The following is a 21289-nucleotide window of genomic DNA, read 5'->3' on the forward strand; positions in this document are numbered from 1 at the left end:
GGTGGTTCACCTCACCACGTACTGGCGGTACGGGGTGGACGGGTCGACCAGGCCGGCCCGGTCCTCGCTGCCGATCCGGATGATGAACGTGCCGCTGACCGACATCTTCTGCGAGGTCGTCCACGTGGTGGACGGGGCCCCCGGGCGGGTCACCGCGCGCCGGTGCCACATGATCGAGCCCCAGGTCCCGCCCGTCCGCAGCCACTTGCCGGTGGCCTTGTTCTGGATCGCGACCAGGATGTAGCGCACGCCGTGGTCGTCGGTCGCCGTCCCGTTCAGCGAGACGGTGGTGTTCCTGCTGACCGTCGTGGTCAGGGCGGTCGGCCTGGAGATCGCGGTGTCGGGGGCCTGGGTGTCGACGTCGAAGCGGCGCCACGGCAGCTCGGCGTCGGGGTGGCCGGCGGCGTCCTTGGCCACGGCCTGCACCATGTACGCGCCGGGCTCCGCCGGGGTCCAGGTGAACGACCAGCCGGTGCTGGCGGCTCCCGGCGCCGACAGCGTCGCGGAGTAGCGGTGGTAGGCGCCCCAGGTGCCGTCCGGGCGGTACCACAGCCGGGTGTCGCGGTCCTGGATGGCCACCCCGACCGAGGCCACCCCGGTGTCGTCGGTGGCCGTCCCCTGGAAGGTCAGGGCCCGGCGGCCGTACACCTCGTCCTGGAGGGCGGGGGAGGTGATGGACGCGTCCGGGGCGGTGGTGTCGTCGGCGAGCGCGGGTGTGGCGGCCCATCCGGTCAGAAAGAGAGCGCCCGCGGTCACGGGCACCACAGGCCGCATGAATTTCATCAGGAAATCCTCCGTTCGACTCAGCCCCCGAGAAGTCCGAGTGTAAGGAGAAAAGCTGCGTATAAGGCATCCCTGCTCGGGTTAACGAACGGCGCATTCGAGTGGATGGGAAGGTGAACCGCCCAGCTCGGAGCGGCTATGCGCGGGCCAGGTGAACGCGCGACGGCCAGCGGAAGAATCTCCTCCGATCGCACTGAACGCGCGACGGCCGAACGGCGAATGCAATCACTTACCTATACATGTGGAACCGGGGTCGTTTTTAGGGTCGGCATTGAAATTGTGCGCCAGGGAGGCCGTTCATGCGTCATTCGCCGAGTTCGTCGCAACAGCCCGGAGAACAGCCGATGCGCATCGTGATGATCGGCCAGCGCGGCCTGCCCCCCACCCACGGCGGCGTCGAGCACCACGTGGCCCACCTGGGCCGGCGGCTGGCCGAGCGCGGGCACCAGGTGACCGCGTTCTGCCGGACCAACTACGTGACCGAACGGTCCGCCGACTACCAGGGCATCCGGCTGCGGCACCTGCCCACGATCGGGTCCAAGCACCTCGACGCGATCGTGCACAGCGCGCTGTCCACCACCGTCGCCGGCATGCCGGACATCGTCCACTACCACGCCCTCGGCCCCGGCCTCTGCGCGCCGCTGCCCCGCTACCTGTCGGGCACGCGGGTGGTGCAGACCGTGCACGGCCTGGACGACCGGCGGGCCAAGTGGGGCCGGGCCGCCCGCTCGGTGCTGCGCACCGCCCGGTGGGTGAGCGACCGGGTGCCGGACGCCGTGGTCGCGGTCTCCGAAGAGGTGCTGGGCTCCTACGCGGGGAGCCGCCGGGGCCTGACCGTCCACATCCCGAACGGGGTCGAGCGGCCGGCCCGGCCCGCCCGGGGCTCCGCCGACAGGTTCGGGCTGCGACCGGGCCGCTACGTGCTCTACGTCGGCCGGCTCGTCCCGGAGAAGGCCCCGGACCTGCTGATCAGGGCGTTCCGGGAGCTGCCCGGCGACACCGAACTGGTGATCGCGGGCGGCTCGTCGTTCACCGACGACTACGTCGACGAGCTGCGGAAGCTGGCCGCCGCGGACTCCCGGGTCCGGATGCTCGGCTACGTGTACGGCGACGACCTGGCCGCGCTGTACGCCGACGCCGGCGCGTTCGTCCAGCCGTCGGTGCTGGAGGGCATGCCGCTGACCCTGCTGGAGGCGCTGTCGCACGCCGTTCCGGTGGTGGCCAGCGACATCGCGCCGCACCTGGAGGTGCTCGGCGGCGACGCCCCCGGTGGACGGATCTTCCGCGGCGGGGACGCCGGGCACCTGCGCGACGTGCTGGCCGCGGTGCTGGCCGGCTCCGCCGCGGAGCGGGAGGGGGCGGCGAAGCGCCGCGACGACGTGCTGGACCGGTACTCGTGGGACACGGCGGTCGATGCGCTGGAGGAGCTCTACCGGGTGTTGCTGCGGCGGCCGGCGCAGGCCGCCAGCCGCGCGGCCCGCTGAGCCTCCCGACACCTCCCTCCCACGGATCACTGCTGTGACAACGGGTTCGGTGCCGGTCGAGCGGCGCCCCAGGACATCGCCGCGCGCCGGACGCCGCTCCTCCTGGAGCCCGTCCTACATCGGCGTGCTGCGCCGGGTGGACGTGGTGGTCGTCGTCACCGCCGTGCTGATCGCCTACGCCGGGCGGTTCGGGTCCCGCGCCCCGCTGGTCTCCGGGGTGCCCTACATGGCGGTCGCCGCCATGCTCGCCCTCGCCTGGCTGGGATCGCTGCGGCTGATGCGCGGCTACGACATCAAGATCATCGGACATGGGGCCGAGGAGTACCGCCGGGTGCTCGGCAGCGGGCTCCGGCTGGCCGGGCTGGTCGCGATCGTCTGCTACCTGGCCGACGCCCCGGTGGCCCGGGGCTTCGTCGCGCTCGCCTTCCCGCTGGGCACCTTCGGCCTGCTCACCGGGCGCTACACCGCGCGCAAGTGGCTGCACCACCGGCGGCGGGCCGGGGACGGCTGGTCGCACCGGGTGCTGGTCGTCGGCGACGGCCCCCAGGTCGAGGACCTGGTGCGGCAGCTGCGCCGCGAACCGTACGCCGGCTACCAGGTCGTCGGGGTCTGCACGCCCGACGGGGGCGGGGTGGCCGGGGCGCCCGGGGTGGGCACGCTCGACGAACTGGGCGAGGCCCTCACCCGGGTGGCGGCCGACACCGTCGCGGTGACCGCCTCGGCGGGCATCACCGCCACCACCCTGCGCCGGCTGGGCTGGGAACTGCACGGAACGGGCGTCGGGCTGGTGGTGGCGCCCGCGCTGGTCGACATCGCCGGACCGCGCATCCACACCAGCCCCGTCGCCGGGCTGCCGCTGATCCACGTGGAGGAACCGGAACTGGCCGGCCGCCGCAGGGCCATGAAGCACGTCGTGGACCGGCTGGTCGCCCTGGTCGCCCTGGTCGCGCTGCTGCCCGTGCTGGCGGTCGTCGCGCTGGCGGTCCGGCTCGACACCCCCGGGCCCGCGCTGTTCCGCCAGGTCCGGGTGGGCCGGGACGGGCGCCCCTTCACCATGTACAAGTTCCGGTCGATGACCGTGGACGCGGAGGCCCGCCGGGCGGCGCTCGCGGAGTGGGACGACCACGACGGCGGAGTGCTGTTCAAGATCCGCCGGGACCCGCGGGTCACCCCGGTCGGGCGGGTGATCCGCAAGTGGTCCCTGGACGAGTTGCCGCAGCTCGTCAACGTGGCCCGGGGGGAGATGAGCCTGGTCGGGCCGCGCCCGCCGCTGCCGGAGGAGGTCGCCCGGTACGGCGCGGACGTGGCCCGGCGGCTGCTGGTCCAGCCCGGCATCACCGGCCTCTGGCAGGTGAGCGGCCGGTCCGACCTGTCCTGGGAGGACAGCGTGCGACTGGACCTGTACTACGTGGAGAACTGGTCCCTCACCACCGACGCGATCATCCTCTGGAAGACCGTCGGCGCGGTGTTCCGCCGCACCGGGGCGTACTGAGCGTTCTGCCGGTGGTCCCGGGGGTACCGCCGGCCTCCGCCCGGCCGGCGGATCGTCAGGGGCCAGTGGACGGGGTACCGCGACCCCTGCCGCCTCCCGTCAGCAGTCCAGGACGACGGGACGCCGGCGGGGGCGCTGCTCGCCGCGCCCGGCGACCCACGGGTCGAGCCGGGCCTCGGCCGCCTGCAGCCGGAACCGCCCGGCCGCGGAGTCGGCCTCCCTGCGCCGCCCGTACGGGTGGGCGCTGATCGCGACGACCACCTGTTCCAGGCGCATCGCCCAGGTCCACATGCCGCCCCGGTCGCTGCTGAAGTCCATCGAGGCGGAGGCGGCGTTGAGCTGCACGACCCGGATCGCGGCCGCGGCGTGCTCTTCGTCCGGAAAGCCCTGCGGGGAAAGTGCGACGAGCCGGTGGTTCGCCGTCAGGAAACGCCAGGATATCTGTCCGTCGGATGTGCGGTAACGCTGAAAACGCATAGCGTGAAATCCCTTTCAGGGGTAACTGAAGAAAGACCGGCTACCGCCTGGAAAGGACCGGATGCGGGCCGTACCTAGAAGGGGTTCCGCGGATTACTCCGCCAGGACGTGACGACGCCGCCGGGCGGCGATTATCGCGCTGCCGCCGGCGGCCACCATTGCGCCGCCGGCGAGGGTCAGCGGGAACAGGAAGGCGGTGCCCGTCTTGGGGAGGTCCCCGCCGGCGGACCCGTTGGTGCCCGTGGTGGTCCCGCCCGACGGGTCGTCCGTCGGGGTGGGGCCGGCGCAGTCGTCAGGAGAGGCGGACGGGCTCGCGCCGGCGGTGGCCGTCGCGGTGGCCGTGGCGGTGGCCGTGGCGGTGGGCGTCGGGCAGGGCGTCTCCGACCCGGTCGGAGTGGGGGTGGCGCTCGCGCTGGGGGAGGCGGTGGTGGCCCGCGCCTGGACGCGGGGCGGCGCGACGGGGGCGTTCCGGGCCAGGGTGAGTTCGATCGTCACCTCGCCGTCGCCCGCCGGTTCGCCGAGCGCTCCCACCCCGGTGCCGGTGGGCTCGGTGGGCAGGTCGGTCCAGCTCACCCGGGTGCCGGACACCTCGGGCGGGATGCCGAAGGTCCGCAGGTCGAGCACCTCGGGAGGGGTCCCGGGGGTGGCGGTGGGCGTGGCGGCGGGCGCCGGGCCCACCGCGGCCCGCAGCGTGCCCTCGGCGCCGCCGATCACGACGGCGGGGTCCTGCAGGGTGACGGTGCGGTCGGGGTAGACGAGCACCGCGCGGCCGCGGTAGCCGATGTCGGCCGTGCCGGTCCTGGCGTCATAGGTGCCCTCGGCCAGCGGGAAGCGCAGGGTTCCGTCGGGCTGGAGCGACGCGCCGCCGCTCACCTGGACCTTCGGTTCCGTGCCGGCCGTGCCGTACTCCCAGTCGAGGTGCCCGCCTGCCACGGCGTTCGGCGTGGGCGAGGACGTGGGCGTGGGCTCGCCCGGGGCCGGGGTCGCCGCGGCCGGGGCGATGACCAGCCCGGTGGTGACCAGCGCGGCCCCGGCCGCGACCAGCCCGCGGCCCAGCGCGGACAGGCCCTGCGGGGACTCGGGCAGCGGACGCTTCATCGCATATCACTTCCTGCGCACGGTGTCGGGCGTTCACCCGGTGGACTTTTGTTGTTGGCCCTGACCGACCAGAAAGAGAGTTCGCCGATTTTCGGCGCGCTCGAAATTTTGTTATGACACTAAAAGTTGATCCCGACTCATTATGATGAAGCTGCTCATGGTGTGGAATTCTCGCTGCGACAATCCACTCGTGAGCCGTCGCGTCTTTGGCGGTAATTCACCCTCCTGCCACATTACGAAATGGTGATGGATTGGTGACTCAACGCGATGGTGTCGGGCCGTTGCATGTTTTCGGGGAAATCGTGCTGACCCTAGGGCTCGTCCTGCTGCTCTTCGCGGGCTACGAGTTCTACGGCAAGGCGTGGGCCGCGGAGCAGGAGCAGGACCGGCTGGACGCCGATCTCGACCGCCGCTGGGCGGCCGGCCCGCCCGTGCCGGGGCAACCCGCGAGCCGGTTGCACATCCCCCGGCTGGACCGGCACTGGGTGGTCACGCTGGGAGTCACGCAGGCGGCGCTGGCCCATGGCCCCGGGCACTACCCCCGCAGCGAGGATCCGGGCGAGGTCGGCAACGTGGCCATCGCCGGGCACCGGATGCGGTCGGTCTTCTGGGACCTCGACCGGCTGCGCACGGGCGACCCGGTCGTGGTGGAGACCCGGACCGGCTGGTTCGTCTACCGGGTGGTCCGGCTCGCGGTCGTCCGCCCCGACCAGATCGAGGTCGTCGCGCCCAACCCCGACAAGCCGAAGGCCCGGCCCCGGCGGCGGCTGCTCACCCTCACCACCTGCCATCCCCGCTTCCAGAACCGGCAGCGCCTGATCGTGCGGGCCGAACTCGCCGAGGTCCGGTCCAAGAAGGCGGGCCGCCCGGCGGCGCTGGCCTGAGCGCCCGGGAACCCCGGGGGAACAGGGAACCTCGTGCGGGCCGAGCTCGCCGAGGTCCGGTCCAAGAAGGCCGGCCGCCCGGCGGCGCCGGCCTGAGCGATACCGGGGACCCCGAGGGAACGTTGCCCCGCGGTTCATCGGGCCTCAACGCCGATGCCACGGCCGGTCCCGCCCGGGTCGGGTCCGATGGACGCAGGTCCGCGCGGTACCCGGCGCGGACCGCCCGTTCGATGCCCGTTCGATGGAGGTGCGAGGCGAGTGCGCTCTCGATTGGCCCGCGGCCCGCTGCTCGCGGGGCTCGGCGCGACGGCGATCCTGGCGGCCGGCGGCGTCTGGACACCCGCCCACGCGGCCACGCTGCTGATGAGCCTGTCCGTGGCCGACCGGTCGCTGCAGCCCGGCGACTCCACCTCGGCGGTCATCCGGGTGCTCGCCGGCTCGGGGGGACCCCTGGAGGGGGCCGGTGTCAGGATCGGTGTCACCGCGCCGGCCACGGTGACGCTGTCGTGCGGGGGTTCGGAGTGCGCGCTCGGCGAGGTGGGCACGGGCGGCACGAGCGTCACGGCCCGGGTGTCCATCCCTTCCTGGGTCAAGAAGCCGACCAGCGTTTCGCTCAGCGCCACGGCGTCCGCCGGCAACGCTCCGGCGCAGAGCCGGAGCACCGTGCTGTCGGTGACGGTCCCGGCGCCGCCCCCGCCGCCGCCTTCCCCGAAGCCGCCCGCCCCCAAGCCGAGCAAGACCGCCTCGCCCGCGCCCCGCGGCTCCACCCCGCCGGCGGCGTCCGGCGGGGTCGCGGGCGGGCCGCCGTCGCTGCCGGGCGCGCCGCCTCCGCTGCCGGGAATGCCGGGCGCCCCCCTGCCGTACTCCGGGCCGGTCCCGGCTCCGGGAGTGAGCCTGCCGGCGGTGGCGGCGCTCACCCCGTCGGTGGCCTCCGGTCCCGCGGGGCCCGGGCAGCCCGGCATGGTGCTGCGGGCCGGCACCTCGCCCGCCGCCGCCGACCCGGTCGTGCTCCGGCTGGCCTGGCTGCACGCCGCCTGGCTGGCGGTGCTGCTCGCGGTGACGGTTCAGGCTGCCCGCTGGCTCCGGCAGCTCCGGGATGAGCGGATTTCTAACCAGTAGTGGACAACAAGTGAATGTTTACCACCCGGGCGTAACCCCGTACGCTCGGTGAGCTGGTCTGATCATCGAGGGGCCCGGAAACACCGGTTGGCGTATCCGGGTGCGACGGTAGATCGTGGTCCACCCGGAGGACGTACGGGGAGGGGACGCATGCGGGAGGCGCCGGCCCGGCCCGGTCGGCGCGCGGAGCGGCTGACCGCGCCCTGGGCGGTCGGTGGCGTCACCGCCGTGGTGACGGGAATGACCACGGCGCTCGGGGTGCTGCCACTGTCCCAGGGGGCCCAGCTCGGCGTCGTCGGGGGCGCCTCGGCGCTCGCCGGGCTGATGGCGTGGGCCGTCCAGCGGGTGGGCGGGGAGAGCGGCCCGGCGGAGCTTCCCGGGCCCCAGGAGATGCCGCCACCGGCCCAGCTGCCGCCGGTGGCCGCGCGCTTCACCGGGCGGACCGAGTCGCTGCGCGAGCTCGAACGCGTGCACGCCGAGCACCCCCGGGACGGGAAGTCCAGCGCGCCGCTGGTGGTGTCCCTGCACGGCCCGGCCGGGGTGGGCAAGTCCGCGCTCGCCACCAAGTTCGCCCACCAGGTGGCGGCCGACTTCCCCGACGGCCAGCTCTACTTCGACCTGCGCGGGCACGGCGACGCCCGGGTCCGGCCCGAGGAGGTGCTGATCGGCTTCCTGCAGGCGCTGGGCGTCCGGCTCACCACCGACCCGGGCGACCTGATGCAGTTGCAGAAGCTGTGGTGGACGTGGGTGCGCGGCAAGCGGCTGCTGGTCTTCCTCGACAACGCCCACGACGCCGAGCAGGTGCAGGCGCTGATCCCCCCGATGGCCGGGTGCGCGGTGCTGGTGACGTCCCGCCAGCCGCTGTATCTGCGCAACACCTACGACCGGCGGCTGCGCGAGTTCACCCCGGAGCAGAGCCTGGTGCTGCTCGGCCGACTGGCCGACGGGGACGACGAGGCGTCCCGGGTCGCCGCCGAGCCGGAAGCGGCGGAGGAGATCGTCGAGCTGTGCGGGCGGCTGCCGCTCGCGCTCAGCATCTGCGGCGGCCGGCTGAACGCCCGCAAGCACTGGTCGCTGCGCGAGATGGCCGACCGGCTCGGCGACGAGCGGCGCCGGCGGCTGGACGAACTGGAGATCACCCAGCGGATCGACCAGAGCGTCCGCGCCAGCCTCCAGCTCAGCTACGACGACTGCACCGCCGACCAGCGCCGGCTGCTGCGGGCGTTCGCGCTGCTCGCCGCCCCGGACGTGCAGGACTGGGTGGCGGGCGAACTGCTCGGCGTGGACCACGTCGAGGGTTGCCGGCTGCTGGAGGCCCTGGAGAACGCCCAGCTGGTGGAGTTCTCCAGCCGGGACGCCACCGGAACGCTGCGGTACCGGCTGCACGACCTGGTCCGGCTGTACGCCCGCGAGCGCACCGAGCGGGAGGACTCCGCGGCCGACCGGCGCGCGGCGCTGGAACGAGTGCTGGACGGCTACCGGGAGCGGGCCGAGCGGGCGGCGTTCACCCGCTGGCCGCAGGACTGGCCCGGCCGCCCGTCCCCCCGCACCCCGCGGCTGCCGGACCAGCCGCCGACCGAATGGCTCACCAGCGAGCGCCCGGCCCTGCTGGCGATGCTGGACCAGGCCGTCGAACTGGAGATGTGGGAGCGGGTCTGGCGGCTGGGCCGGGCGACGTGCTCCCTGTTCCACTCGCTGCGGATCTTCTGGTCCGAGTGGCGCGCGGTGGCCGAGCTGACCTGCGCCGCCGCCGAGCGGACGGACGACTCCCACGCGCTCGCGGTCGCCCTGCTGGAGCGGCAGGCGGTGGCCGGCGGCCAGGGGCGGATCGACCAGGCCCGGACCTACTCCGAGACCGCGCTGGAGATCTTCACCGAGCGTGCGGAGCCCTGGTGGCGGGCGCGGGCGCTGCGCGCGGTCGGCATGTGCCTGCGCGACGCGGGCAACCTCGACGGCGGCCAGCGCTACCTGCTGGAGGCGATCGCCGAGTTCGAGCACCTGGGCGACGTGTGGTGGCGGTCGCGCACCCAGCGCAACCTCGCCGAGCTGCGGCTGGCCCAGCGCCGCATCCCGGAGGCGAAGGCGCTGGCCGACGAGGCGCTGACCGCGTTCCAGCAGAACGGCAACCGCTACTCCGAGGCGCAGACCATGCGGACGATGGGCGACACGCTGGCCGCCGAGGCCCGCGGGCTGCACGCCGCGGGCGAGCACCGGGTCGCCGACGCCCGGTTCTTCATGGCGGCCTCGGCGCTGGAGCGCGCGGCCGAGGCGTTCCGGCTGCGCGGCGAGCAGTGGGAGCAGGCCCGCTGCCTGCGCTCGGGAGGCGACGTCGGCGACCCGCGCAACGGCCTGCGCGAGCTCGCCCTCGTCCGCCGCGCCACCCTCATGCTGATGGGGCTCGGCGACACCTGGGGGCTGGCCCGCACCCGGATCACCGAGAGCCGTGCGCTGCGCCGGCTGGGCCGGCACGACGAGGCGGTCGCCACGATGGCGCAGGCGGTCGAGGCCTTCCGCGAGCTGGGCGACCGCTGGTGGCAGGCGCGCAGCCTGCGCGGCCTGGCCGAGGCGCTGCTGGCGGCGGGCCGGGCGGGCGACGCCGTCGCGCCCGCCGAGCAGGCGCTGGAGATCTACCGCAGCCTCGGCAACATGGCGGGCGAGACCCGCGCCCGCGCCGTCCTGGAGCAGGCGCGCGCCGCCGGCCCGTCGTGAACCACCGCGGCGAATCCGGGTGGCGTGCGGGGCTGGTTTTGGGGCGGGGCAGAACCCGACACCGAGCCGGTAACGCGAACGAACCCGGCGGGCGGCGCGGAAAACCGGTGTTCGGGAGTGAGCCAGGCACCGTGAACTGTGTGCTGGGGAACAAGGCGCGGGGCACACCGCCCGCCTAGCGTGATGCGCCGGGAAGGCCGGTTTTTCAATGGGGGCGACGGTGTCCTACTCATCTTCTTCGACGGGCCCCGGCGAGTGGCGGGTGCCGGGTTACGAGCATCTGCGGGAGCTGGGCTCCGGCGCGTTCGGCCGGGTCGTCCTCGCCGCGCGCGAGACGACCGGCGAGCAGGTGGCGATCAAGTACCTGAACCGGCGGCTGCTGTCCGATCCGCGGTTCGCGGCGGACTTCGCGGGCGAGGCGCGGTTACTGGCGGGGGTCCGCTCGCCGCATGTGGCGCGGCTCCTGGACTACGTGCAGGCCGCCGACGGCGCAGCCATCGTGATGGAACTGGTCGACGGGGTCGCGCTGCGGAAGATCATCGAATCGGCGGGGCCGACCGGGCCGGAGCCGGCGCTGGCGGTGCTCAAGGGCTCGCTGCTGGGCCTGGCCGCGGCGCACGCGGCCGGTGTGGTCCATCGCGACTACAAACCCGAGAATGTGCTCGTCACCGCGGAGGGACGGTCGGCGCTGGTCGACTTCGGCATCGCGACCCGGGTGGGCAGCGACGCCTACCCGGCCGGGACGCCCCCGTACATGGCGCCGGAGCAGTGGCGGTCCGGGCCGGCCTCACCCGCCACCGACGTGTACGCCGCCACGGTCGTGTTCTACGAGTGCGTGGTGGGCCACCGGCCGTACTCCGCGCCGACCCCGGGCGCGCTGGCCGTCCAGCACCTGCAGGCGCCGATCCCGGTCGAGCCGGTCCCCGAGCCGCTGCGCGAGCTGGTGTACCGGGGGCTGGCCAAGAACCCGGCCGTCCGCCCGTCCGGGGCCGCGGCTTTCGTGACCGAGCTGGAGGCCGTCGCCGTCCGCGAGTACGGGCCCGACTGGGAGCAGCGCGGGCTGCGGGCGCTGGCGATGCTGGCCGCCGCGCTCTCCGCGCTGTTCCCGCTCGCCGCGCTGGGCTCCTCCGGGACGGTCGTCGTGGACCCGGCCGCCGGGGCGGGCGACCTCGCCGCCGGCCCGGACGCGGTGACCGCCCAGCAGGGGGCACCCGGCGATCCCGGCGCCGCGCAGCCGGACCCGGCCGCCGCCTTCCGGGAGGTGTCCGCCCCGCCGGCCGATCCGCCGCCCCCGCCCGCGCACCAGCCGCCCCCGCGGGTCCGCGCGGCCCGGCGGGCCGGGGTCAAGGCGGCCGCCGGAGCCGCCGCGGGGGTGGTGGCGGTCGCGGCCCTGATCGGCGGGTACGGCCTGCTGCGGTCGTCCACGGACCCGGCCGGGGCGTCCCCGCCGCCGGTCGCCGCGTCCCCCGTCGCCTCGCCGACCAGCCCGGCACCGCTGCCCGACGCCGCCATGGCGGGCAACTACCGGCTCAAGGTGCAGCGGTCCCGGCTCAGGTCGGGGGCGAGCAGCGTGCAGCGGCTGGCGCTGCAGAACCTGGTGGCGTCGACCAACAAGCAGTCGCTCCGGATCGCCGCCGACGCGAAGGGCCTGGTGATCCGAGGCGCCGCGGGCGCCCCTTCGCAGCGGGTCCGGCGGACGGGCCCGTACTCCTTCGCCGGCGTCGGCCAGCTGGGAATCCAGGGACGCCTGGTGGTCCGGCCCGAGGACGTCACCGGCGGCCGGGTGACCCGCTTCACCATCCACACCCCCGTCATCGACCAGATCACCAAGAAGGAGATCGGCGAGATGACCGTCCTGGCCACCCGGCGCTGACCTTCCGGCCCCTCAGCCGGCCCCTCAGCCGGCCGCGGGGGCCGGGGCCGCGTCGGCCGCCGGGGTCTCGTCGAACTGGGTGCGGTACAGCTCGGCGTAGCGGCCCTCGGCGGCGAGGAGTTCGACGTGCGTGCCGCGCTCCACGATCCGGCCGTCCTCGATGACCAGGATCTGGTCGGCGGCGCGCACCGTGGACAGCCGGTGGGCGATCACCACCGCGGTGCGTCCGGCCAGCGCCTCGGCGAGCGCCTCCTGCACCGCCGCCTCGGAGGTGGAGTCCAGGTGCGCGGTGGCCTCGTCCAGCACCACCACCCGGGGGCGGGCCAGCAGCAGCCGGGCGATGGTCAGCCGCTGCCGTTCGCCGCCCGACAGCCGGTAGCCGCGCTCGCCGACCACCGTGTCGAGGCCGTCGGGCAGGCCGGCGACCAGGCCGTCCAGGCGGGAGCGGCGCAGCACGTCCCACAGCTCCTCCTCCGCCGCCTCGGGGCGGGCCAGCAGCAGGTTGTCCCGGATCGAGTCGTGGAACAGGTGCCCGTCCTGCGTGACCAGGCCGAGGGCGGCGCGGATCGACTCGGCGGACAGGTCGCGCACGTCCACCCCGGACAGCCGGACGGCACCGGAGTCGACGTCGTACAGCCGGGGCAGCAACTGGGCGATCGTGGACTTGCCCGCGCCGGACGAGCCGACCAGCGCCACCAGCTGCCCGGGTTCGGCGCGGAACGAGATGCCGTGCAGCACTTCGACGCCGCCCCGGGTGTCGAGGGTCGCGACCTCCTCCAGCGAGGCCAGCGACACCCGGTCGGCCGACGGGTAGCCGAACCGCACGTCGTCGAACTCCACCGAGACCGGCCCGTCGGGCACCGGCCGGGCGCCCTCCCGGTCGGTGATCAGCGGCTTGAGGTCGAGCACCTCGAAGACCCGCTCGAAGCTGACCAGCGCGCTCATCACCTCCACCCGCGCGCTGGCCAGGGCGGTCAGCGGCGCGTACAGGCGGGTGAGCAGCAGCGCCAGCGCCACCACCGCGCCCGGCTCCAGCCGTCCCCGCAGCGCGAGGTAGCCGCCCAGCCCGTAGACGAGGGCCAGCGCCAGGGTCGAGACGATCATCAGGGCGGTCATGAAGACGTGCTGCACCATCGCGGTGCGCACCCCGATGGTCGCGACCCGGCGGGCCCGCGCGGCGAACTCGGCCGACTCGTGCGCGGGCCGGCCGTACAGCTTCACCAGGGTCGCCCCCGGGGCGGAGAAGCGCTCGGTCATCTGCGTGCCCATCGCCGCGTTGTGGTCGGCGGCCTCGCGCTCCAGCCGGGCCAGCCGGCCGCCCATCCGGCGGGCGGGCAGGACGAACACCGGGAGGAGCAGCAGCGCGAACAGCGTGATCTGCCAGGAGATGCTGACCATCGCGGCCAGGGTGAGGGTGAGCATCACCAGGTTGCCGACCACCCCGGAGAGGGTGTCGCTGAACGCCCGCTGCGCCCCGATCACGTCGTTGTTCAGCCGGCTGACCAGCGCGCCGGTGCGGGTGCGGGTGAAGAACGCGACGGGCATCCGCTGCACGTGGTCGAACACCGCGGTGCGCAGGTGGAGGATCAGGCCCTCGCCGATGCTCGCCGACAGCCACCGGGAGACCAGGCCCAGCCCGGCCTCCGCCACCGCGATCACGGCGATCAGCACCGACAGCATGATCACGGTGCGCAGGCCGACGCCCTCGACGATCGCGTCGACGACCCGCCCGGCGAGCACCGGTGTCGCCACCGCGAGCGCCGCCGTCACCACGCTGAGCAGCAGGAACCAGGCCAGCCGGCGCCGGTGCGGCCGGGCGAACCCGCCGATCCGCCGCAGCGTGGCCCGGGAGAAGGGTCTCTTCTCCTGGGCGTGCATCACGCTGCGCATCGACATGTACGCGGTGATTTCCATATCCATCCCTGCACCTCCGGACGCCGAGTCTTCCTTCCGGAAGGTAGGACCTCAACCGATATTGAGGTCAACCCGCGCGGCGCCGTCCCACGGTTCCGCCCGGGGAGGCCGGGAAGGTGTACCGGCGGGAGACGCGGAGCAGTGCAGAGCCGGGCGGTACCCCCGAACGCCCCGGCCACGCCGCGTGAGGAGGACCGACATGGCCGAGCCGATCATCGTCGCCACGGACGGTTCCGAACCGGCCGTCCGGGCGCTCGAATGGGCCGCCGACGAGGCCGCCCGGTGGGAGTTGCCGCTGCACGTCGTGCACGTCGTGGAGCGGTGGATCTCCACTACGCCGATCATGCCCCCGCCGGACCTGGCCGACTCCTTCATGGAGAACGGCCGGCGGATCCTGGCGGAGGGGGAGGAGATCGCCCGGTCCCGGCGGCCCGGGATCGAGGTGACGGCCGAACTGCTCTCCGACCCGGTCGTCTTCGCGCTGCGCCAGCAGTCCAAACGCGGCTTCGAGATGGTGCTGGGCCATCGCGGGCTGGGCGGGTTCGCCAGCATGCTGCTGGGCTCCACCGGGATGCGGGTCGCCGGGCACGCCGCCGGGCCGGTGGTGATCGTGCGCGGCGACGACTTCGCCGAGCGGGGCGAGGTCGTCGTCGGCATCGACCTGGCCGACGTCTCCGAGCCGGCCATGGAGTACGCCTACCGGGCCGCGGCCGTGCGCGGCGCCCGGCTGCGCGTGCTGCACGGCTGGGAACTGCCGCCGGCGCTGCTCCAGACCGGCTACGGGGTGGACCAGGCGGACGTCGAGGAGAGCATGCGTTCGGGCCTCGTCCACGCGCAGGAGCACTGGCGCGGCGCGCACCCCGGCGTCGAGGTGGTCGAGTCGACCGTCCGGGCCCATCCGGTCACCGCCCTCGTCGAAGCCTCCGGGGAGGCGGACCTGGTCGTCGTCGGAGCCCGCGGCCGGACCGGTCTCGGCGCCTTCCGCCTCGGCTCGGTCAGCCACGGGGTCATCCACCACAGCCATGTCCCGGTGGCCGTGGTGCGCCCCCGGGTCTGAGCCGGCCGGGACGGGCTTGGCCAATCCATGGGCTAGGCGGCGGCCGCCCCGGGTAGCGGGGTCACTGCAGGAGGCCACCGGCTCGATGGAGGCGTCTCATGATCGGTATTCTGCGCAAGGTGGGGATCTCGTCGAAGGTCCTGTACTCGATGGGCTTCTGTTCGATCGGCCTGTCGGTCGCCAGTTGGTTCACGTCGAAGAACGTGGAACCGGCGGGCATCGACCGCGCCGACCGCTGGGGCATCTTCGTCGGCCAGTGGGCTCCCACCTTCTTCGCCCTCGGCACCGCGATGCGCCTGGAAGAGGAGTGGGGCGAGGAGGAGCGGTACGGCGACTTCGAAGCCCGCCGCGCCCGTGCCCGCGAGACCATGCCCGTCGGCTGAGCGGTACCCACCGAACCGGGGACGCCCCGCCCGGGCGTCCCCGGCCGCGTGCCCCTCGCTCGCGTCCTCGGCCGTCGCCGGTCGCCCGGCTCGCCCGGTCGCCCCGCTCGCTTTCCGGCCTGGCGGTGCCGGCTTCCCCGCGTCCCGCCCGCCGGTTGCGCGGTCGGCTCGGCTGCTCCGGCTCAGCGCCGCTCGACGCGGGCGAGGGCGGCCTCGGCGGCCGCGGCCCAGTGCGGGGCGCCGGCCCGGCCGGAGATCTCCACGGCGTGCCGGTAGCGCGCCGCGGCCTCCGCCGGGCGGCCGAGGCGGGCGGCGAAGTCGCCCAGGACGTGGGTGACGGGGCCGAGCGTGCAGGCGGCGGTCCGGTCGCCGACCAGGTGGTCGGGGAACGGTTCGAGCAGCGCGTACGCCTCGGCGACCCGGCCGGGGTCGTCCAGCGCGATCCCCAGCCGGCCGCGGATGGTCGCGTGGATGTCCAGGGACCAGTCGGGCCGGATCCGGGGCGGGTCGGCGACCAGGGCGCGGGCCTCGGCGGGCCGGCCGGCCACCGCGAGGGTGAGCGCGTCCGCCTCCGTGGTGAGCCCCGCGGCCCGCCAGCCGGTGCGCTCCCGCGGCACCTCGGCGGCGAGTTCGGCCAGCCGGCCCTGCATGGACCGCAGGCAGAACAGGGCCAGCCAGAGGCTCGCGTCCTCATGCCCCCACATGGTGGGCCGGGCGAGGTCGCTCACCACCTTCCGGCACAGCCGCTCGGCTTCCTCGAACTCCCCGGCGATCATCTGCCGGGTCGCGTGGTACCAGCCGCCCAGCCAGTAGACCGACGGCACCTCGTACTGCTCGCCGAGCCGCCGGGCCGCCGCCGCGTGCTCGTCGGCGCGGTCGTACCGGAACGCCGCGGCCTCCTCCTCCATCAGGATCATGTGCGCGACCACCTGGTGGACGCCCAGGCCGTGCCGGACGGCCAGATCCAGCATCTCCGCGCCGATCCGCCGCCGCTCGGGATGGCCGCCGTACCGGTACGACTGCTCGTAGCGGCCGTTGAGCGCACCGGCCAGCACGTCGGGCCGGCCCAGCCGGCGGGCCATTTCCACCGCCTCCAGCGAGGCGGTGTGGCCGCGGTCGGTGACCTCGCCACCGAGCTCGTAGGCCAGGACGGTCAGCAGCCGGGCCCGCGGCACGCCGTCGCCCGGCGGCAGCGCGCGCAGCGCCTCCTCCGCCGCGGCGACGACGTCGTGGGCGAGCACCCCGTACGGGCGGACGCTCCACAGCGCCGGCACCTCGTACGCGGTGACCACTTCGGCCAGCCGCGCGGCGTCGCCCACCGCCCGGGCCGCGTCGATGCCCTCGTCCCGGATGGCCCGGGCCCGGATCATCTGCCCGCTCAGCGCGGTCGTCCGCACGAGCTGCGCGATGATCCCCAGCCGGTCGGCGGCCGCGCCGCCCGCCGCGTCGAAGGCGGCCAGCGCGCGCTCCCAGAGCGCGGCGGCGGTCCGGTGCGCGAACCTGGCCTCGGCCCGTTCGGCGGCGAGCCGGGCGTACCGCAGCGCCCGGTCCGGCGCCGTGCGGGCCATCGTGTAGTGGTGCGCCAGCGCGGCGGCGTCGCCGTCCCGCTCCTCCAGGGCCGCCGCCACCCGGGCGTGCATGCGCTCGCGCCGCAGCCGGGAGAGGTCCCCGTACAGGGTGTCGCGGACCAGCGCGTGCGCGAACCGCAGCCGCCCGTCCGGGGTTTCCAGCACCAGGCCGCTGATCAGCGCGGACTCGATCGCGTCCACCACGGTGTCCTCGGCCTGGCCCGCGGCGGCGGCGAGCGGCTCGGGGTCGAGGTCGCGGCCCATCACCGCGGCGTACCGCAGCAGGGTCTGGTCGACCGCGGGCAGCCGGGCGACCCGGCGGCGCAGCACCTCGCCCACGCCCGCGGGCACCGCCGAGGTCGCCGCGGCCACCCCCGCGGAGCCGATCAGCCGGGCCATCTCCCGGACGAAGAAGGGGTTGCCGCCGGTTCGCCGGAGCACCTCGGCCACGGTCCCGGCGTCCACCTCGGTGGTGCACACGGACCGGACCAGCTCGGCCACGGCGGGCCCGGCCAGCCCGCCGAGGTCGATCCGGACCGGTTCGTGCCGGGCCAGTTCGGCGAGCGCGTCGGCCAGCGGGTCGGGGATCTCGGTCCGCCGGAAGGTCGCCACGACCAGCACCCGGCGGTCGCGCAGCCGGGTGGGGAGCTGGGTCAGCAGGGTCAGCGTTTCGTCGTCGGCGCGGTGCAGGTCGTCCAGGACGAGCAGCAGCGGAGCCCGCTCCGCCAGCTCGGTGAGGTAGTCGCCGACGGCCCGGTGCAGCCGGAAGCGCGCGACCGTCATGTCGCCGTCCGACCCGGGCGCCGCGTCGTCCAGCAGGGGCGCCAGCCGCGCGGCCAGCGGCTCGCCGGGCGGTGCGGCGGCGGCGAGCCCGCGCAGCAGCTCGGCCCACGGCCAGGCCGCCGGGGCGCCCTCGGTCTCGGGGCAGCGGCCCGTCGCGACCCGCCAGCCGGCGGCGGCCAGCTCGGCGACGGCGTGCTCGACCAGGGCGGTCTTGCCCGCCCCGGGCTCGCCGGTCACCATGGCCAGCGCGCATCGCCCGGCCGCGGCGGCGGCCGCGGCGCGGGCCAGCCGCGCGGACTCGGCGTCCCGCCCGACGAGCGGGCCGCGCGAGGGCAGGGGGACGGGCGGCGGCGGTTCGGCGGCGGGCGGCGGCGCGACCCAGGCCGTCGGGCGGTGGTCGAGCGCCGGGGACTGGGCGAGGATGTCGGCCTCCAGCCGCTGCAGCGCGGGCCCCGGATCGACCCCGAGGTCCTCGGCCAGCGCGGCCCGCGCCCGGCGCAGCGCCGCCAGCGCGTCGCCCTGCCGGCCGGTCCGGTAGAGGGCGAGCCCGAGCAGCCGCCAGGCGTCCTCGCGCAGCGGGTGGGCCGCGGTGTGCGCCTCCAGCACCGGGACGGCCTCGCCGGGTTCGGCCAGCTCCAGCATCGCCTCGGCGCGGCGCTCCACCGCGACGCGCAGCAGTTCCTCCAGCCGGGCGGCCTCCGCCGCGGCCCAGTCCAGCTCGACGAACTCGGCGTACGCCGGGCCGCGCCACAGGGCGAGCGCCTCCTCCGCCGCCGCGCGGGCTCCGGCCGCGTCCCGCTCGGCCAGCAGCCGGCCGGCGGAGCGCACCAGCGGCTCGAACCGCCAGGCGTCGACGTCGTCGGCCGGGAGCCGCAGCGCGTAGCCGGGCGGCGCGGTGACGAGGACCTGCGCGGCGGCCCGCGGCGGCCGGTCGGGCTCCAGCGCCCGGCGCAGGTTGGAGATGAAGGTGCGGACGCCGACGAGCGCCCGGGGCGGCGCCTCGCCGGGCCACAGGTCCTCGATCAGCCGGTCCACCGGGATCATCCGCCCCTGGGCGGCCACCAACCGGGCGAGGACCGAGCGCTGCCGGTTGCCGCCGAGGTCGGCGCGAACGCCGTTCACCTGGGCCTCGAAGGCCCCGAGCACCCGCACACCCACCATGTCGGGCTCAGCGTAGTGGCCGGGAGGGCGCCGAACCGGTGCGAATCGCGGCCCGATCCGGCCGGTGCCGCCCTTCATCCGGCGCGGCCACACCCGGTGGGGGCGCGAAGTGTCCTGCTCCAGCTAGGCCCGCAATGGTGATCATTGTAACGGAATGCTTACTATCCTTTGCTACTGGTTCGCCGTAACTCTTTATCGAAAATCATCTATTGCCGCCTTCTACCTGGGCATTAGCGTCGGCCTTCGCGTTTTCGGGATGACTGAAACGAGCGATCGCGAGGTGACCGATGGTGACCGCCGAATCCCCTGTGCTGGAACGCCATGGCAGGCTGAAGCAATTGGTCCTGGACCTGTGGGAGATTTCGCGCCCCGGGCTCTTCATGGTGTCGATCGTCCCCTTCTGGTTCGGCTACCTGCTCGCCAGCCGGCAACTGATTTTCGGCCAGGAGGCGTGCGGGCAGTCCGTCGGGGACTGCGCGTCGGCGCTGGCGGCCGGGGCCGTCGGCCTCGTGGTGTGGGGGCCGCTGGTCTGGCTGGCCGTCCTCGCCATCAACGACGCCTACGACCTCGAGGCCGACCGGCTCAACCCGCGCAAGGACACGCCGCTCACCAGCGGCAGGCTGTCGGAGCGGGGAGCGAAGGTCGCCGCCTACGGCGCCGCCGCGACGGCGGTCGCCCTGTCGTACGCGGTGCGGCCGGGGATGGCGCTGGCGACGCTGGGCTTCCTGGTGTGCGGCTGGATCTACAGTGTCCCGCCGCTCAAGTGGAAGAACCGGGCCGGGTTCGACGTGCTCAGCAACTGCCTGGCGCTGGGCGTCTTCCCCGTGCTGGGCGGCTGGGCGGTGGCACGGCCGCTGGACGGATTCCCCTGGATCATGGCGCTGGCGCTCTTCCTCGTCCAGGTCGGGATGTACATGCCGACCATGATCGGCGACTGCGAGACGGACCGGGCCACCGGCAGCATCACCACGGCCGTGCGGTTCGGGCAGGACCGGGCCTACCAGCTCGGCCTGGTCTGCTGGACGGGCTTCTGGGCCATGACGGTGGCGCTGGCCGCCCTCGACGAGGTCTACCCGCGGGAACTGCTGTGGTTCCAGCTGCTGTGCACCCCGCTCTTCGTCTGGCTCTACCACCGCGGCCTCGGCCGGGCCCGCGAGCCGCGCGACATCGCCCGCGGCATGATCATGGTGGGCCGGCTCTTCCTGCTGCCCCTGCTGGTCTTCGCCCTCGTCTACAGCGGCACGATCTGATCGCCGTCCGGGCCACGCACCGGTTCCCCTCCGTATACGAGGTGTTTCATTAATCTTCGCCGTTGACAGCATAATAAATAAGTTATGTACTTCTGTTCCCACGGGCCCGAAGTCGGGGGTGCGCCGGCCCGCTGCGCACCGCCGTCGAGGGAACGGGGAACTCCGATGCCCATACCCGACCAGCGCGATCCCGAGGTCACCAGAACAGTTCTGAACCGATGGCTGGCCGGGCGGCTTCCCGGCGCCGAAGTCGAACGGCTGCAAACACCCGCCACGAGCGGTTTCTCCGCCGAGACCATCATGTTCTCCGCGGGTGGCCGGGGCTTTGTCGCCAAGGTCGCGCCCACCAACTACCAGATCTTCCCCGAGCCGCGCTTCGAGGAGCAGTACCGGCTGCTCGCCGAGTTGCGGCGGCGCGGGCTGCCCGTCCCCGAGGTGTTCTGGTACGAGCCCGACGCGTCGCTGCTCGGCGCGCCCTTCCTGGTGATGGGGGCGATATCCGGCCGGGCCCCGTCCGACATGCCGCCGTACCACATGGAGGGCTGGGTCACCGAGATCAGCCCCGCCGAGCGGTCCGCGATGTGGGACAACGGGCTCGTCGCGATGGCCGCCGTGCACGCCCAGCCGGTCGCGGGGCTCGAATACGTCGACCAGACCGGGTACGGCCCGACCGGCCTCCGGCAGCGGCTCGGCTACTGGGACCACTACCTGCACTGGGCCTACGCGGGGAAGGTGCCGGTCGCCGAACGCGCGCTGGAGTGGCTGCGCGCGCACCAGCCGCCGGAACCGCACGAGCCCCGGCTGCTGTGGGGGGACTCCCGGATCGGGAACATCCTCTTCGTCGACGGCGCGGTCGCCGGCGTCCTCGACTGGGAGATGGCCACGCTCGGCCAGCCCGAGGAGGACCTCGCCTGGTACCTCTACCTGGACCGGCACCACGGCGAGGGCGTCGGCGCCGAGCGGCTGCCGGGCTTCCCCACCGCGCGGGAGACCGTCGCCCGGTACACCGGGCTGCTCGGCCGCCCCCTCGCCGACCTGGAGTACTACGAGGTGCTCTCGGGCCTGAAGTTCGCCGCCGTCATGGCCCGGATCGGGCAACTGATGATCAGCTACGGGCTGGTCCCCGCCGACGACCCGTTCCCGCACACCAACACCGCGACAAGGTTGCTTGCGACTGTTCTGGAGGAGTTGTGAGCCGCTCCGGGCTCGCACCCGCCGACGACCCGTTCCCGCGCACCAGCACCGCGACGAGGT

Annotated in this window: 15 protein-coding genes; 10 read left to right on the top strand and 5 right to left on the bottom strand. The window is 74.4% G+C overall.

The window, feature by feature from the left end; all coding sequences use genetic code 11:
- Positions 1-6: 6 nt before the first annotated feature.
- Positions 7-783, bottom strand: coding sequence for an Ig-like domain-containing protein (locus DPM19_RS30725; RefSeq protein ID WP_111871588.1), 777 nt, complete (start codon positions 781-783; stop codon positions 7-9).
- Between the two features lie 344 nt (positions 784-1127).
- Here DPM19_RS30725 and DPM19_RS30730 point away from each other — a divergent pair, with 344 nt between their 5' ends.
- Both DPM19_RS30730 and DPM19_RS30735 read left to right on the top strand, forming a co-directional pair.
- Complete coding sequence (locus tag DPM19_RS30730; protein WP_158566949.1) at positions 1128-2267, top strand: glycosyltransferase family 4 protein; 1140 nt, start codon at positions 1128-1130, stop codon at positions 2265-2267.
- 34 nt (positions 2268-2301) lie between these two features.
- Positions 2302-3759: a sugar transferase gene (locus tag DPM19_RS30735; protein WP_199485369.1), complete on the top strand. Its 1458-nt coding sequence runs from the start codon at positions 2302-2304 to the stop codon at positions 3757-3759.
- Positions 3760-3858: 99 nt separating this feature from the next.
- Here the strand turns inward: DPM19_RS30735 and DPM19_RS30740 are convergent, their stop codons facing one another.
- Complete coding sequence (locus DPM19_RS30740; RefSeq protein ID WP_111871591.1) at positions 3859-4236, bottom strand: YegP family protein; 378 nt, start codon at positions 4234-4236, stop codon at positions 3859-3861.
- 93 nt (positions 4237-4329) lie between these two features.
- Positions 4330-5334 (bottom strand): HtaA domain-containing protein, encoded by a 1005-nt coding sequence (locus tag DPM19_RS30745; RefSeq protein ID WP_111871592.1) that lies wholly within the window; start codon positions 5332-5334, stop codon positions 4330-4332.
- Positions 5335-5588: 254 nt separating this feature from the next.
- On the opposite strand from DPM19_RS30745, the gene DPM19_RS30750 reads away from it, so the two are divergent.
- From DPM19_RS30750 to DPM19_RS30765, 4 genes are all read left to right on the top strand, one after another.
- The gene (locus tag DPM19_RS30750; protein WP_267900926.1) at positions 5589-6218 is read left to right on the top strand and encodes a class E sortase; all 630 of its coding nucleotides are present in this window, start codon (positions 5589-5591) and stop codon (positions 6216-6218) included.
- A gap of 258 nt (positions 6219-6476) precedes the next feature.
- On the top strand, positions 6477-7337 hold the full coding sequence (locus tag DPM19_RS35530; RefSeq protein WP_158566951.1) for a hypothetical protein: 861 nt from the start codon (positions 6477-6479) through the stop codon (positions 7335-7337).
- Positions 7338-7487: 150 nt separating this feature from the next.
- On the top strand, positions 7488-10046 hold the full coding sequence (locus tag DPM19_RS30760; protein ID WP_111871594.1) for an ATP-binding protein: 2559 nt from the start codon (positions 7488-7490) through the stop codon (positions 10044-10046).
- A 220-nt stretch (positions 10047-10266) separates the two neighbouring features.
- Positions 10267-11919, top strand: a complete 1653-nt coding sequence (locus DPM19_RS30765) for a serine/threonine-protein kinase (RefSeq protein ID WP_233510955.1) — start codon at positions 10267-10269, stop codon at positions 11917-11919.
- Positions 11920-11943: 24 nt separating this feature from the next.
- On the opposite strand, the gene DPM19_RS30770 is transcribed toward DPM19_RS30765, so the two are convergent.
- Positions 11944-13839, bottom strand: a complete 1896-nt coding sequence (locus DPM19_RS30770) for an ABC transporter ATP-binding protein (RefSeq protein ID WP_111871596.1) — start codon at positions 13837-13839, stop codon at positions 11944-11946.
- A 193-nt stretch (positions 13840-14032) separates the two neighbouring features.
- Between DPM19_RS30770 and DPM19_RS30775 the strand changes: the two genes are divergently transcribed.
- Entirely contained in the window at positions 14033-14890 is an 858-nt protein-coding gene (locus DPM19_RS30775) for a universal stress protein (RefSeq protein WP_111871597.1), read from the top strand.
- Between the two features lie 98 nt (positions 14891-14988).
- Entirely contained in the window at positions 14989-15273 is a 285-nt protein-coding gene (locus DPM19_RS30780; protein WP_111871598.1) for a hypothetical protein, read from the top strand.
- 182 nt (positions 15274-15455) lie between these two features.
- Here DPM19_RS30780 and DPM19_RS35535 read toward each other — a convergent pair whose 3' ends face one another.
- Positions 15456-18785 (bottom strand): BTAD domain-containing putative transcriptional regulator, encoded by a 3330-nt coding sequence (locus DPM19_RS35535; RefSeq protein ID WP_158566952.1) that lies wholly within the window; start codon positions 18783-18785, stop codon positions 15456-15458.
- Positions 18786-19072: 287 nt separating this feature from the next.
- On the opposite strand from DPM19_RS35535, the gene DPM19_RS30790 reads away from it, so the two are divergent.
- Together DPM19_RS30790 and DPM19_RS30795 are read left to right on the top strand one after the other, a co-directional pair.
- Positions 19073-20035, top strand: coding sequence for a UbiA family prenyltransferase (locus tag DPM19_RS30790; RefSeq protein ID WP_111871600.1), 963 nt, complete (start codon positions 19073-19075; stop codon positions 20033-20035).
- Between the two features lie 165 nt (positions 20036-20200).
- Positions 20201-21229 (top strand): phosphotransferase family protein, encoded by a 1029-nt coding sequence (locus DPM19_RS30795; protein WP_158566953.1) that lies wholly within the window; start codon positions 20201-20203, stop codon positions 21227-21229.
- Positions 21230-21289: the final 60 nt, after the last annotated feature.

This window comes from Actinomadura craniellae (assembly GCF_003289645.1).
In the GTDB taxonomy this organism is placed as follows: Bacteria; Actinomycetota; Actinomycetes; order Streptosporangiales; family Streptosporangiaceae; genus Actinomadura_D; species Actinomadura_D craniellae.